The organism is Pseudomonas sp. P1_F7, assembly GCF_056405655.1.
The window spans coordinates 24068-37720 of sequence record NZ_JBFUBR010000007.1 but is presented as its reverse complement, the minus strand read 5'-3'; the positions used below and the strand labels follow the sequence as shown (position 1 = coordinate 37720).

Sequence of the window (13653 nt, the reverse complement as noted above, 5' to 3'; positions counted from 1 at the left end):
TGGGAGTTTTCTGATGTCTGCGCCTACTGTTTTGATCGCCGGCTGCGGTGATGTCGGCAGCCGCCTGGCCACACAATTGCTGGCCGAAGGGTGGGAGGTCCATGGCCTGCGACGCGACGTTTCACGCCTGCCCAAGGGCGTCATCGGCGTGGCCGGTGACCTGTTCAACAAAGACTGCCCGGCTACCTGGCCAATCGGCGCCGTGGATTACCTGGTGTATTGCGCGGCGGCCACCGATCACGACGAAGCCGGTTACCGCGCGGCGTATGTCCAGGGCCTGGAGCATGTGCTGGAGTGGCTGGACGACTACGGGCAGATGCCCAATCGCCTGTTGTTCGTGTCCAGCAGCAGTGTCTACGGTCAGCAGAACGGCGAATGGGTCGACGAGTCTTCACCGGCCGTGGCGGCGGGCTATTCCGGGCGTGTGATGCTCGAAGCCGAGCAACTTGCCCTCAAGAGCGGTATTCCGGCGAGCATCGTGCGTCTGACTGGCATTTATGGTCCGGGCCGTGAGTGGCTACTGACTCAGGTCCGTCGGGGGTATCGCGTGGTAACTGATCCGCCGTTGTATGCCAATCGGATTCATGCCGACGATGCCGCAGGGTTGATGGCGTGCCTGCTTGAGGCGGATCGGCGTGGCGTGGCGCTGGATGATGTCTACATTGGCGTCGATGACGCGCCTGCAGCGCTGGCCGATGTGGTGGGTTGGTTGCGTGAGTATCTGGGTGTGACTGAATGGGCCGATGATGTTGGATGTTATGGCCTCATCGCGAGCAAGCTCGCTCCCACATGGGTTATGCGTAGGTCATTGCTTCTCGAGCAACCACTTGCGCTCACCCGGGGTGAACGAGGGCATCTCGTCCGCCTGCGCCGTGTTCACGGTCTGGAAAATCTCCAGCTCTTTGCCCTTGCGCGCAAAGATCCAGGCGTTGCCCTGGCCATTGAGTTGCAGCCACATGTTGTCGTTGCCACCGCTCATGGATGCGCAATCGCCGGCCAGGCACAACGCATAGCGATCGCTGCCTGGCAGGCCGGTCACCTGGCCGTCGGCCTGGAATTGAACCGTGTTGCCTTCGCCTGGGCCGTTGACGATTGTCCAGCCGCCGCCCATGTAGGCGGAATACAGCGCACGTTCGAAGCTGGCGCCCATCGGTGCGCCATCCGGTACCTGGATTTGTACGCGGTCGAAGACTTGCTCAGGCTCATTGTCGCTGGCGGACTGGCTCAGTTGCTTGCCGTCACGCTTCAGCTCACTGGCCGAGCTGCCATAAAAGTCGACTTTCCAGGCGCCGGACTCTTCACCCAGCAGCTTGCCGTCGACATTTTCAAAACCGTTGGTGTAGCGGGCCTGACCGGCCTTGGTGTTGATGTCCCATTCCAGGTTCGGGCCATAGGCCTGGAGCGCTTCACGCAGGGGGACGCCTTTGGCGGCAGCATCGATCGCCACCTGGTTGATCCAGGTGCCGCTGATGTCACGGTCGGCAGGGTTGCTGGCACATCCGCCCAGGAACAGGGCGAGCAGCGAGAGAGCAAGCGCGTTGCGCATGGGTGGAATCCTTTCAAGCATTCTTTACAGCAGAGCAGTCGGCGCAGCCCGAGGCTGCGCCGTACGCATTACTCGATGACCAGGATGGCATCCATTTCAACCTGCGAACCCTTTGGCAGGGCTGCTACGCCGATGGCGGCGCGGGCAGGGTAAGGCTGGTCGAAGTACTTGCCCATGATCTCGTTGACCTTGGCGAAGTGGCTCAGGTCGGTGAGGAAGATGTTCAGCTTGACGATGTCCTTGAACGAACCGCCAGCGGCTTCAGCCACGGCCTTGAGGTTCTCGAACACCTGGACGGTCTGGGCTTCGAAGCCTTCAACCAGTTCCATGGTTTTTGGGTCCAGGGGAATCTGACCCGACATGTAAACGGTGTTGCCAGCCTTGATCGCCTGGGAGTAAGTACCGATGGCGGCCGGGGCCTTGTCGCTGGTGATAACAGTCTTGGTCATGTAGGACTCCTTGTAATTAGGGGCTTAGGCGCGCATGCGGGTGATGCGAATCACCCCGGTCAAGGCGCGCAGTTTCTTGATCACGCGGGCCAGGTGCACGCGGTCGTGCACGCTGACCACCAACTGGACCACGCTGATGCGACCATCGCGTTCGTCCATGCTGATTTTCTCGATGTTGCCGTCGGCGGCGTTGACGCTGCTGGCCAGCAGGGCGATCAGGCCGCGTTGGTGCTCCAGCTCGACGCGCAGCTCGACGTTGAATTCGCCGGTGACATCCTTGGCCCACGAGAGCTGGATGCATTTTTCCGGGTTGTGGCGGATTTCGCTGATGTTGCGGCAGTTGTCCAGGTGCACGACCATACCTTTGCCCGCGGACAGGTGGCCGACAATCGGGTCGCCCGGGATCGGCGTGCAGCACTTGGCGTAGCTGAGCACCAGGCCTTCGGTACCGCGAATCGCCAGAGGGCCTTCTGCACTTGGCAACTGTTCGCCCTCGCCCAGCAGTCGACGGGCCACTACATAGGCCATGCGATTGCCCAGGCCGATGTCTTCGAGCAAATCTTCGATCAGTTCCAGGCGGTACTCGACCAGCATGGCCTTGACGCGCTCGGCCGGGATTTTCTCCAGCGAGCTGTCGAAGCCGTTGAGGACCTTGTTCAGCAGGCGCTCGCCGAGGCTGATGGATTCGGAGCGGCGTTGCAGCTTCAGTGCATGGCGTATGTGCGTGCGCGCCTTGCCGGTGACCACGAAGTTGAGCCAGGCCGGGTTCGGCCGCGCACCTGGGGCGCTGACGATCTCGACCGTGGAGCCGCTTTGCAGCGGTTCGGACAGCGGTGCGAGACGACGATTGATCCGGCAGGCAATGCAGCTGTTGCCCACGTCGGTGTGCACCGCGTAAGCGAAGTCGACCGCCGTGGAGCCCTTGGGCAGCTCCATGATCCGGCCTTTGGGCGTGAACACATAGACCTCGTCCGGGAACAGGTCGATCTTCACGCTTTCGATGAATTCCAGCGAGTTGCCGGCGCGTTGCTGCATTTCCAGCACGCCCTTGACCCACTGGCGGGCGCGGGCGTGAGTGCCTTTTGGCTGCTCATCGCCGCTGGATTTGTACAGCCAATGGGCGGCGATGCCGTTGTTGGCCATCTCTTCCATTTCACGGGTGCGGATCTGGATCTCGATCGGAACACCGTGCATGCCGAACAGCGTGGTGTGCAGCGACTGATAGCCGTTGGCCTTGGGGATCGCGATGTAATCCTTGAAGCGCCCCGGCAACGGCTTGTACAAATTATGTACAGCACCCAGCACGCGGTAGCAGGTATCGACCTTGTCGACGATGATCCGGAACGCATAGACGTCCATGATCTCGTTGAAGGCCCGACGCTTGCCGCGCATTTTCGTGTAGATGCCGTAGAGGTGTTTCTGGCGACCGCTGACCTCGCCCTGGATGCCATCGATGGCCAGGCAGTGGCTGAGGGATTCTTCGATCTTGTTGACGATTTCCTTGCGGTTGCCCCGGGCGCGTTTGACCGCCTGGTAGATCCGCGCGGAACGCATCGGGTGCATGGCCTTGAAGCCGAGGTCTTCGAATTCTATGCGGATGGCGTGCATGCCCAGCCGGTTGGCGATGGGCGCATAGATTTCCAGGGTTTCCTTGGCGATGCGCCGGCGTTTTTCGCCGGACAGTACTTCCAGCGTGCGCATGTTGTGCAGGCGGTCGGCCAGCTTGACCAGGATCACGCGAATGTCGCGAGCCATGGCCATGGCCATTTTCTGGAAGTTTTCGGCTTGTGCCTCGGCCTTGGTCTCGAAGTTCATCTGGGTCAGTTTGCTGACCCCATCGACCAGTTCGGCCACGGTTTCGCCGAACTGCGCTTGCAGCGCCTCTTTGGCAATACCGGTGTCTTCGATCACGTCATGCAGCATCGCGGCCATCAGGCTCTGATGGTCCATGTGCATGTCGGCAAGAATATTCGCAACCGCAAGGGGGTGCGTGACGTACGCCTCACCGCTACGGCGGCGTTGGCCATCGTGGGCTTGTTCGGCGTAGAAATACGCTCGGCGGACCAGGTTGACCTGGTCCTTGCCGAGGTAGGTCGATAAGCGATCGGCGAGGGCGTCTATGCTCGGCATGATATCTCCTGCCGTAAGCTTTTATCCCGCGCCGTGCTACGTCGACCAGGCATAGGCTTAGACGGCCTCGTTGGACTCGTCCTCGAATGCAGCAAAAAGCGGTTCATCTTCAACGATTTCGGCTTCGGCGATAGCTGCGTAGTCGATCAGGCCTTCAGCGATTTCGCGCAGGGCGACGACGGTAGGCTTGTCGTTTTCCCATGCTACTTTCGGCTCTTTGCCGCCGGTGGCCAGTTGACGGGCACGCTTGGTAGAGAGCATGACCAGCTCAAAGCGGTTATCCACGTGTTCTAGGCAGTCTTCAACGGTTACGCGGGCCATGGTCTTCCTCGTAGCAAATGCAATATGCGCGCTGCCCGGATGGGCGAGCGGACTCGACAGTTTAAAAAATCACCAGCGTTTAGGGAAGCGCTGATTTTTTGACCAAGCCCTTCAACGCGCTGCAAGTGCCAATGTAAAGCCCTTGCAGCGGTTTTGGGAAGAGCTGATTAACCGAGCAATTCAGCCAGCAATTTGCCGTGACGCTGCTGCTGACGCTTTTGAATCAGCTGATTGGCGCGGAAAATCGCCTTCAGATCGTGCAGCGCGTGGGCGAAATCGTCGTTGATGATCAGGTAGTCGTAGTCGACGTAGTGGCTCATTTCGCTGACGGCTTCGCGCATCCGGCCGTCAATGACTTCGTCACTGTCCTGGCCGCGATTGGTCAGACGCTGGTGCAGGGCCTGCAATGACGGCGGCAGAATGAAGATCGAGCGGGCCTGAGGCATCAGCTTGCGTACTTGCTCGGCACCTTGCCAGTCGATTTCCAGAATCAGGTCGTGGCCTTCGTCCAGGGTCTGCTGCAGGTGGCTTTGCGAAGTGCCGTAGAGATTGCCGAACACTTCGGCGCGCTCGAGGAAATCCCCGTGCTCGATCATCTTCACGAACTCGCTGCGTTCGACGAAGTGATAGTTCACGCCATTCACTTCACCGGGGCGCATGGCGCGGGTGGTGTGGGAGACCGAGACGCGGATCTCCGGTTTGGCGTCGGTCAGGGCCTTGACCAGACTGCTCTTGCCCGCGCCCGAAGGGGCGGAAATGATGTACAGGGTGCCGGTGCTGTGTGTCATGTCGGGGTAGCCTTACTCAATATTCTGCACTTGTTCGCGCATCTGCTCGATCAACACCTTGAGGTTGACCGCAGCCTGGGTGCTACGCGGGTCGAAGGCTTTGGAGCCCAGTGTGTTGGCTTCGCGGTTGAGTTCCTGCATCAGGAAGTCCAGGCGCCGGCCGGCGGCGCCGCCGGATTTGAGCACCCGGCGAACTTCGATGATGTGAGTGCTCAGGCGATCCAGTTCTTCGGCGACGTCGCTTTTTTGCGCGAGCATGACCATTTCCTGCTCCAGGCGCTGCGGGTCCATCTCGGCCTTCATGTCGGCGAAGCGGTCGAGGACTTTCTGGCGCTGGGTGGCGAGCATTTGCGGGACCAGTTCGCGCAAGGTCACCACGTCTTCTTCGATGGAGCTCAGGCGCTCGTTGATCAGCCGCGCCAGTTCCGCGCCTTCGCGCTCGCGGCCGGCCTTCAGTTCTTTGAGGCCCTGATTGAACAGTGCCAGCGCTTCGGCATTCAAGGCTTGCGGGTCGGTGGCGTCGCCTACCAGGACGCCGGGCCAGGCCAGGACTTCCAGCGGGTTCAGCGCGGCCGGGTTCTTGATCAGGCTGGCGATGGTCTCGGCCGCGGCGACCAGTTGCGCGGCGCGCTCCTGATCGATTTGCAGTGCTTTGCCGGTGTTTTCTTCGGTGAAGCGCAGGGTACATTCGAGCTTGCCCCGCGATACTCCCTGGCGCAGGGCCTCACGAACAGCGCCCTCGAGGTCACGGAAGGATTCCGGGAGACGCAGGTGGGGTTCCAGGTAGCGGCTGTTGACCGAGCGCAGTTCCCAGCTCAGGGTGCCCTGGACGCCGGCTTTCTCGACGCGGGCGAAGGCGGTCATGCTGTGCACCATGGAGGTACCTCGCAAGGCAGATCGGCACAGAACCGAGGTTCCGGGAATCCGATATCAATGAATTAAAGCCGACTGGCAGCAAAGGCGCAGGATTGTAGCGCAGTGGCGCGGATGCGCCCAAACACACGGTGTGACAAAGAGCGGCAGGTCTTCGCCGACGCGCGGTGCAGAGCCATCGGTCGTCGGCAGATTTTTTTAGAAGTGCCCAGTGGCGGCCGTCGGCTCTATAATGCTCCGCAGTTTTCCGTCCCCAGTACAGGTATTCCCTATGATACGTCCAAGTGGTCGCGCTGCCGATCAGCTCCGCTCGATCCGCATCACCCGCAACTACACCAAACACGCCGAGGGTTCTGTGCTGGTCGAGTTCGGTGATACCAAGGTCATCTGTACCGTCAGCGTTGAACCGGGCGTACCGCGTTTCCTGAAAGGCCAGGGCCAGGGTTGGTTGACTGCCGAGTACGGCATGCTGCCGCGTGCTACCGGCGAGCGTAACCAGCGTGAAGCCAGCCGTGGCAAGCAAGGCGGCCGCACCCTGGAAATCCAGCGTCTGATCGGTCGCTCTCTGCGCGCTGCGCTGGACATGTCCAAGCTGGGTGACGTCACTCTGTACGTCGACTGCGATGTGATCCAGGCCGATGGTGGCACCCGCACAGCGTCGATCACCGGCTCCATGGTTGCGCTGATCGATGCCTTGAAAGTCATCAAGAAGCGTGGCGGCCTGAAGGGCGGCGACCCGGTCAAGCAAATGATCGCCGCTGTTTCTGTGGGCATGTACAAGGGCGAGCCTGTGCTCGACCTCGACTACCTGGAAGACTCGGCCGCCGAGACTGACCTGAACGTGGTGATGACCAGCGCTGGCGGTTTCATCGAAATCCAGGGCACTGCCGAAGGCGCGCCGTTCCAGCCTGAAGAGCTGAACGCCATGCTGGAGCTGGCGAAGAAAGGCATGAACGAGATTTTCGAACTGCAAAAGGCCGCACTGGCCGACTGACCGGACCGCTCCAGACAAGGAGGACACCATGAGTGACGAGCAACTGCCGCTGCCCACGCCGAGCCAAGAGGTGCGTCAGTGGGCGATGTTTTGTCACCTGTCCGCCTTGCTGGGGATCTGGATTCCCTTTGGCACGATCATCGGCCCGCTGATTCTCTGGCAGATGAAGCGCGAGATGGACCCGTTCATCGATGCCCAGGGCAAGGAGGCGCTGAATTTCCAGATCACTGTCGCGATCGCCTCGGCTATCTGCTTCCTGCTGATGCTGTTGATTATCGGGTTCTTCCTGTTTGGCCTGATCGCGATCGGTGCGCTTGTGCTGACGATCATTGCCGGGGTGAAGGCCAATGAAGGGCAGCCTTATCGGTATCCGTTCACCTGGCGATTGATCAAATAATGATCAACGAAGATCCCCTGTAGGAGCGAGCCTGCTTGCGATAGCGGTCTGACAGCCACTGCATCGGTATCTGATACATCGTCATCGCGAGCAAGCTCGCTCCCACAGAAAAGCAAAAACAAGTACCCACAAAAAAGCCGACATTGCTGTCGGCTTTTTTTGTGTCTGCGAAACGACGCTTAAATGGTCAGCGTCCAGTCGTAGTCCACGATCAGCGGCGCGTGTTGCGAGAACCGCGGCTGGCGTGGTAGGCGTGCGCTACGTACGAAGCGGCGCAGGCCCGGCGTCAGCAGTTGATAGTCGAAGCGCCAACCGAGGTTGAGCATCTCCGCCTGTTCGTTATCCGGCCACCAGCTGTACTGGTCGCCTTCACGGCTGACTTCACGCAGGGCATCGACATAACCCATGTTGCCGACAATCTCGTCCATCCAGGCACGTTCAGGGGCCAGGAAGCCAGGAGATTGCTGGCTGTCGCGCCAGTTCTTGATATCCAGCTTCTGTTGCGCCACGTACAGCGAGCCACAATAAATGTACTCGCGACGTTTGCGCCGCTGTTTATCCAGATAACGGGCGAAGTCGTCCATTAGCTTGAACTTCTGGTTCAAGTCTTCATCGCCGTTCTGCCCCGAAGGGAGCAGCAAGGTCGCGATGCTGACCTTGTCGAAATCGGCTTGCAGGTAGCGCCCGTAGCGGTCGGCCGTCTCGAAACCGAGACCGCTGATGACAGCCTTCGGTTGCAACCGCGAATACAAAGCCACGCCGCCTTGGGCAGGGACTTCAGCATCGCAGGCATAAAGGAAGTAGCCATCCAGTTGGAAGGCTGGGTCATCCAGTTCAAAGGCGGAGGCACGGGTGTCCTGCAGGCAGATGACGTCGGCATTCTGTGCCTGCAGCCAACTGAGCAAACCACGCTCGACTGCAGCCTGAATACCATTGACGTTCACACTGATGATCCGCATAAATGGCCCCAAAAATCGCGTGCGTGTATGATACACGGCGTCAAGCTAATTAGCTAAATCCGTGGTATTTGGGGTTTTTTTCATGCAAGCGTATCAGCGCGATTTCATTCGTTTTGCCATCGATCGCGGCGTTTTGCGCTTCGGTGAGTTCACCCTGAAGTCTGGGCGTACCAGTCCTTACTTCTTCAACGCCGGCTTGTTCAACTCGGGTTCGGCCCTGGCGCAGTTGGGTCGTTTCTACGCCGCCGCCATTGCTGAAAGCGGCATTGCGTTCGACGTGCTGTTTGGCCCGGCCTACAAGGGCATCCCGTTGGCGGCGACCACTGCCGTGGCCCTGGCTGAACATCACAACCGTGACCTGCCGTGGTGCTTCAACCGCAAGGAAGCCAAGGCTCACGGTGAAGGTGGCAGCTTGGTCGGCGCACCGCTGACCGGCGAGGTTCTGATCATCGATGACGTGATCACTGCTGGCACCGCGATCCGTGAAGTGATGCAAATCATCGCTTCCCAGGACGGCGCCAAGGCAGCCGGCGTGCTGATTGCCCTGAACCGTCAGGAGCGTGGCAACGGCGAGTTGTCGGCGATCCAGGAAGTCGAGCGTGACTTTGGCATTCCGGTCATCAGCATTGTGTCGCTGAACCAGGTGCTGGAATTCCTGGCGGACGATCCACAACTCAAGCAGCACCTGCCAGCCGTGGAAGCCTACCGCGCGCAGTTCGGCGTCTGATGGCTTTGTGAAATACCTGTGGGAGCGAGCTTGCTCGCGATGACGGAGTGTCAGTCGACGGCTATGTTGGCTGATAAATAGCTATCGCGAGCAAGCTCGCTCCCACAGGGAAAGCGACACAAATAAAAAGACCCCGCTCAGCCAGGCCGAGCGGGGTCTTTTTGTTTGCGCGATCGCTTAGTGACGCTTGCGATTGCTGATCAGGGTGCCCACGCCGGTATCGGTGAAGATTTCCAGCAGGATCGCGTTCGGCACGCGGCCGTCGATGATCAGCGAGCTGCCCACGCCGCCCTGGACCGCTTCCAGTGCGCAACGGATCTTCGGCAGCATGCCGCCGTAGATGGTGCCGTCGGCGATCAGTTCGTCGACCTGCGCAGTGCTCAGGCCGGTCAGGACCTTGCCCGACTTGTCCATCAGGCCGGCGATGTTGGTCAGCAGCATCAGCTTCTCGGCTTTCAACGCTTCGGCGACTTTACCGGCCACCAGGTCAGCGTTGATGTTGTACGACTCGCCGTTGGCGCCGACACCGATGGGCGCTATCACCGGAATGAAATCGCCCTTGACCAGCAGGTTCAGCAGGTCGGTGTTGATCCCGACCACTTCGCCCACATGACCGATGTCGATGATTTCCGGGGTAGTCATCTCCGGGGTCTGGCGGGTAACGGTGAGCTTCTTCGCACGAATCAGCTCGGCGTCTTTACCGGTCAGGCCGATGGCGCTGCCGCCATGACGGTTGATCAGGTTGACGATGTCCTTGTTGACTTGGCCGCCGAGGACCATTTCCACCACGTCCATGGTCGCGGCGTCGGTGACGCGCATGCCGTCTACGAAATGGCTCTCGATCGACAGTCGCTTGAGCAGGTCACCGATTTGCGGGCCGCCGCCGTGAACCACCACCGGGTTGATGCCCACGGCCTTCATCAGCACGATGTCGCGGGCGAAGCCGGTTTTCAGCTCCTCGCTTTCCATCGCGTTGCCGCCGTATTTGATCACCAGTGTCTTGCCGACATATCGGCGGATGTAAGGCAGCGCTTCGGACAGGACCTTGGCGGTGTTGGCGGCGGCTTCGCGTTCGAGGGTCATTCAGGGCTCCGGGTGAATCAGAACGGTAGTTGGAGATCAGGTGCAACGCGCTTGAGCTGGATGCGGAACACATCCTTGATGCGTTGCAGTTCAGCCTCGTCATCGGCCTCGAAACGCAGCACCAGCACCGGTGTGGTGTTGGATGCGCGTACCAGGCCCCAGCCTTTGGCATAGTCGACTCGCACGCCGTCAATGGTGGTCAGGTCAGCGCCTTCGCCCCACTGCGCATCGTGCAATGCATCAATGATGCTGAATTTGCTCTCTTCGGTCACATGGATATTGATTTCCGGCGTAGAAATATCGTTCGGGAAGGTCGCGAACAGCTCTTCGGCCGAGGATTTTTCCTTGCTGAGGATCTCCAGCAAGCGTGCGGCGCTGTAGATGCCGTCATCGAAACCGAACCAGCGCTCCTTGAAGAAGATGTGCCCGCTCATTTCGCCGGCCAACAGGGCGCCGGATTGTTTCATTTTCTTTTTGATCAACGAGTGACCGGTCTTCCACATTAACGACCGGCCACCGTATTCCTTGATCAGCGGAATCAGGCGGCGGGTGCATTTGACGTCGAAGATGATCTCGGCGCCCGGGTTACGTGCCACCACGTCACGGGCAAACAGCATCAGCAGGCGGTCAGGGTAGACGATGCTGCCGGTGTTGGTCACTACGCCGACACGGTCGCCATCGCCATCGAAGGCCAGGCCGATATCGGCCTTGGTTTCCTTGACCTTGTTGATCAGGTCCACGAGGTTTTCAGGCTTGCCCGGGTCCGGGTGGTGGTTCGGGAAGTTGCCGTCCACTTCGCAGAACAGCGGGATGACTTCGCAGTTCAGCGCTTCGATCAGTTGCGGGGCGATCACGCCGGCCGCGCCGTTGCCGCAGTCGACGACCACTTTCAGGCGACGGGCCAGCTTGATGTCCTGGACGATTTCGGTGGTGTAGCGGTCGAGGATCTCGACCTGGGTGATGCTGCCCTGGCCGCTGCTCAGGTTGTTGGTCTTGAGGCGGTCGTGCAGGGCCTGGATCTGTTCGTTGGCCAGGGTGTCGCCGGCAATGACGATCTTGAAGCCGTTGTAGTTCGACGGGTTGTGGCTGCCGGTGAGCATCACGCCGGATTTGCCGGCCAATACGTTGGCGGCGTAGTAGAGCGCCGGAGTCGGGACCAGGCCGACATCACTTACGTGGCAGCCGCTGTCGGCGATGCCTTTGATCAGTTGCGCGACCAGTTCTGGGCCGGACAGACGGCCATCGCGACCGACGGACACGTTTGGCTCGCCCTGGGCCAGGCTTTGGGAGCCGACGGCGCGGCCGATCCAGTAAGCGGTTTCGGCGTTCAGGAATTCCGGGACGGTGCCGCGGATGTCGTAAGCGCGAAAGATACTGTCAGGGAACTTGGGTGCGACTTTGGCCGGGGTGTTCATCTGTGGAAATGCTCCATCTCGAAAGTGGCTGGACAGGCCGCCGATTCTTCGGCGGCAGGTTCAAACTGAAGGGTATGACGGCGTTTTCCACAGAGAGTTCGTGGTGTGAAATGGCCATGACGGCCCTGGCGGCAAGGGTTTGACCGGGCAATGCCTTGATTTCCGGAGCTAAACCTTGCAGATGACAATTTGAATTTTGTGGCGAGGGAGCCAGATCCCCCACCACAGAAGAGCGTGACCGGATCAACGGGTACCGGTATGGCCGAAACCGCCAGTGCCGCGCTCGGTTTCTACAAACTCTTCAACCATCTCGAAGTGAGCCTGCACCACCGGCACCAGCACCAGTTGTGCCAGACGCTCGCCGACCGGCATGGTGAATTCGGTCTGGCCACGGTTCCAGCAGGAGACCATTAATGGGCCCTGGTAGTCGGAGTCGATCAGCCCCACCAGGTTGCCCAGCACGATGCCGTGCTTATGGCCCATCCCCGAGCGCGGCAGAATCAGCGCCGCCAGGTTCGGGTCACCGATGTAGACCGACAGGCCGGTAGGGATCAGCACGGTTTCACCCGGCTTGATCACGGTGTCCTGTTCCAGCATGGCGCGCAGGTCGAGGCCGGCAGAGCCCGGTGTGGCGTATTGCGGCAGCGGGAATTCGGTACCGATGCGGGGGTCGAGGATCTTGGCTTGCAAAGCGTGCATGTAAATTAAACCTGGTTCAGACGTTCGGCGATAAAAGTGATCAGCTGGCGAGCAATCTTGCTCTTGCTGGTCTGGGCGAAAAGTGTGGCGTGAAGCTCGCGGTCGATGACGCTGCAGGCGTTTTCTTCGCTGTTGAAGCCAATGCTCGGGTTGGCGACGTCGTTGGCGACGATCAAATCTAGGTTCTTGTCTTTCAACTTGCGCGCAGCGTAATCGAGCAGGTGTTCGGTCTCGGCGGCGAAACCGACACTGAACGGGCGGTCGGGGCGGGTGGCGATGGTGGCCAGGATGTCCGGGTTACGCACCATCTGTAGCAACAAGCCGTCGCCGTTCGTAGGATCTTTCTTCAGTTTTTGTGGGGCAACGACTTCCGGGCGGTAGTCCGCGACTGCTGCCGAGGCGATGAACAGATCGCAAGGGATCGCTGCTTCACAGGCGGCCAGCATGTCGCGGGCGCTGACCACATCGATGCGGGTGACGCGATCGGGGGTCTGCAGGTGCACGGGGCCGGTGATCAGGGTTACGCGGGCACCGGCTTCCACGGCGGCTTCGGCCAGGGCAAAGCCCATTTTCCCGGAGCTGTGGTTGGTGATGTAGCGCACCGGGTCGATGTTTTCCTGGGTCGGGCCGGCCGTGATCAGTACGTGCTTGCCGGTCAGCGCCTGACGCTGGAAGCAGTCGGCGGCGCACTGGGCCAGTTCAATGGCTTCGAGCATGCGTCCCAGGCCGACGTCGCCGCAGGCCTGGCTGCCGGAGGCCGGGCCGAAGACCTTGATGTCGCGGCTTTCGAGGGTTTGCAGGTTGGCCTGGGTCGCCGGATCGCGCCACATGGCCTGGTTCATCGCCGGAGCCACGGAGACTACCGCGTCAGTGGCCAATACCAGCGTGGTCAGCAGGTCATCGGCAATGCCTTGGGCCAGACGGGCGATCAGGTCCGCCGTGGCGGGGGCGATCAGTACCAGATCGGCCCATTTAGCCAGTTCGATGTGGCCCATGGCCGCTTCGGCCGCCGGGTCCAGCAGGTCCAGGTGGACCGGGTGCCCGGACAGGGCCTGCATGGTCAGCGGGGTGATGAACTCTGCGCCGCCACGGGTCATGACCACGCGCACTTCGGCGCCCTGATCGATCAGACGGCGAACCAGGTCGGCGCTTTTGTAGGCAGCGATACCGCCGCCGACGCCCAGAACAATGCGTTTCCGATACAGCCGCTGCATAGGCCTGCCTTTCAATTCGTTGGTGACATACGTGGCGAAACCCCCTCCCCAGGGTGAA

General features: G+C 60.5%; 13 protein-coding genes and 2 pseudogenes. 4 read left to right on the top strand and 11 right to left on the bottom strand.

What is annotated here, in order from left to right; genetic code table 11:
* Positions 1-13: 13 nt before the first annotated feature.
* Positions 14-748, top strand: a pseudogene (locus tag AC1D1M_RS12360) (NAD-dependent epimerase/dehydratase family protein); the annotation flags it as partial.
* A gap of 57 nt (positions 749-805) precedes the next feature.
* Here the strand turns inward: AC1D1M_RS12360 and AC1D1M_RS12355 are convergent.
* From AC1D1M_RS12355 to AC1D1M_RS12330, 6 genes are all read right to left on the bottom strand, one after another.
* Complete coding sequence (locus AC1D1M_RS12355) at positions 806-1546, bottom strand: hypothetical protein (protein WP_223443786.1); 741 nt, start codon at positions 1544-1546, stop codon at positions 806-808.
* 68 nt (positions 1547-1614) lie between these two features.
* Positions 1615-1995, bottom strand: a complete 381-nt coding sequence (locus AC1D1M_RS12350) for a RidA family protein (RefSeq protein ID WP_003229509.1) — start codon at positions 1993-1995, stop codon at positions 1615-1617.
* 24 nt (positions 1996-2019) lie between these two features.
* Positions 2020-4125, bottom strand: a complete 2106-nt coding sequence (gene spoT / locus AC1D1M_RS12345; protein WP_477775840.1) for a bifunctional GTP diphosphokinase/guanosine-3',5'-bis pyrophosphate 3'-pyrophosphohydrolase — start codon at positions 4123-4125, stop codon at positions 2020-2022.
* Positions 4126-4182: 57 nt separating this feature from the next.
* A complete protein-coding gene (rpoZ, locus tag AC1D1M_RS12340) occupies positions 4183-4446 on the bottom strand; it encodes a DNA-directed RNA polymerase subunit omega (protein ID WP_007921129.1) in 264 nt (87 codons plus the stop codon).
* A 167-nt stretch (positions 4447-4613) separates the two neighbouring features.
* A complete protein-coding gene (gene gmk, locus AC1D1M_RS12335) occupies positions 4614-5234 on the bottom strand; it encodes a guanylate kinase (protein WP_477775839.1) in 621 nt (206 codons plus the stop codon).
* 12 nt (positions 5235-5246) lie between these two features.
* Positions 5247-6110, bottom strand: a complete 864-nt coding sequence (locus AC1D1M_RS12330) for a YicC/YloC family endoribonuclease (RefSeq protein WP_008047081.1) — start codon at positions 6108-6110, stop codon at positions 5247-5249.
* Between the two features lie 268 nt (positions 6111-6378).
* Between AC1D1M_RS12330 and rph the strand changes: the two genes are divergently transcribed.
* Both rph and AC1D1M_RS12320 read left to right on the top strand, forming a co-directional pair.
* A complete protein-coding gene (gene rph / locus AC1D1M_RS12325; protein WP_477775838.1) occupies positions 6379-7101 on the top strand; it encodes a ribonuclease PH in 723 nt (240 codons plus the stop codon).
* A gap of 28 nt (positions 7102-7129) precedes the next feature.
* Positions 7130-7498, top strand: coding sequence for a DUF4870 domain-containing protein (locus tag AC1D1M_RS12320; RefSeq protein WP_103395943.1), 369 nt, complete (start codon positions 7130-7132; stop codon positions 7496-7498).
* A gap of 179 nt (positions 7499-7677) precedes the next feature.
* Here AC1D1M_RS12320 and AC1D1M_RS12315 read toward each other — a convergent pair whose 3' ends face one another.
* Positions 7678-8457 carry an exodeoxyribonuclease III gene (locus tag AC1D1M_RS12315; protein WP_003176915.1) on the bottom strand — a complete coding sequence of 260 codons (780 nt, stop codon included), beginning with the start codon at positions 8455-8457 and terminating at the stop codon, positions 7678-7680.
* A gap of 82 nt (positions 8458-8539) precedes the next feature.
* Between AC1D1M_RS12315 and pyrE the strand changes: the two genes are divergently transcribed.
* Entirely contained in the window at positions 8540-9184 is a 645-nt protein-coding gene (pyrE, locus tag AC1D1M_RS12310; protein ID WP_007975175.1) for an orotate phosphoribosyltransferase, read from the top strand.
* Positions 9185-9361: 177 nt separating this feature from the next.
* On the opposite strand, the gene argB is transcribed toward pyrE, so the two are convergent.
* From argB to coaBC, 4 genes and pseudogenes are all read right to left on the bottom strand, one after another.
* On the bottom strand, positions 9362-10267 hold the full coding sequence (argB, locus tag AC1D1M_RS12305; RefSeq protein ID WP_007996521.1) for an acetylglutamate kinase: 906 nt from the start codon (positions 10265-10267) through the stop codon (positions 9362-9364).
* A gap of 17 nt (positions 10268-10284) precedes the next feature.
* Positions 10285-11661: pseudogene (locus AC1D1M_RS12300) on the bottom strand (phosphomannomutase/phosphoglucomutase); the annotation flags it as partial.
* 264 nt (positions 11662-11925) lie between these two features.
* Positions 11926-12381, bottom strand: a complete 456-nt coding sequence (gene dut, locus AC1D1M_RS12295) for a dUTP diphosphatase (protein WP_007975171.1) — start codon at positions 12379-12381, stop codon at positions 11926-11928.
* A gap of 5 nt (positions 12382-12386) precedes the next feature.
* Complete coding sequence (gene coaBC / locus AC1D1M_RS12290; protein WP_477775837.1) at positions 12387-13595, bottom strand: bifunctional phosphopantothenoylcysteine decarboxylase/phosphopantothenate--cysteine ligase CoaBC; 1209 nt, start codon at positions 13593-13595, stop codon at positions 12387-12389.
* Positions 13596-13653: the final 58 nt, after the last annotated feature.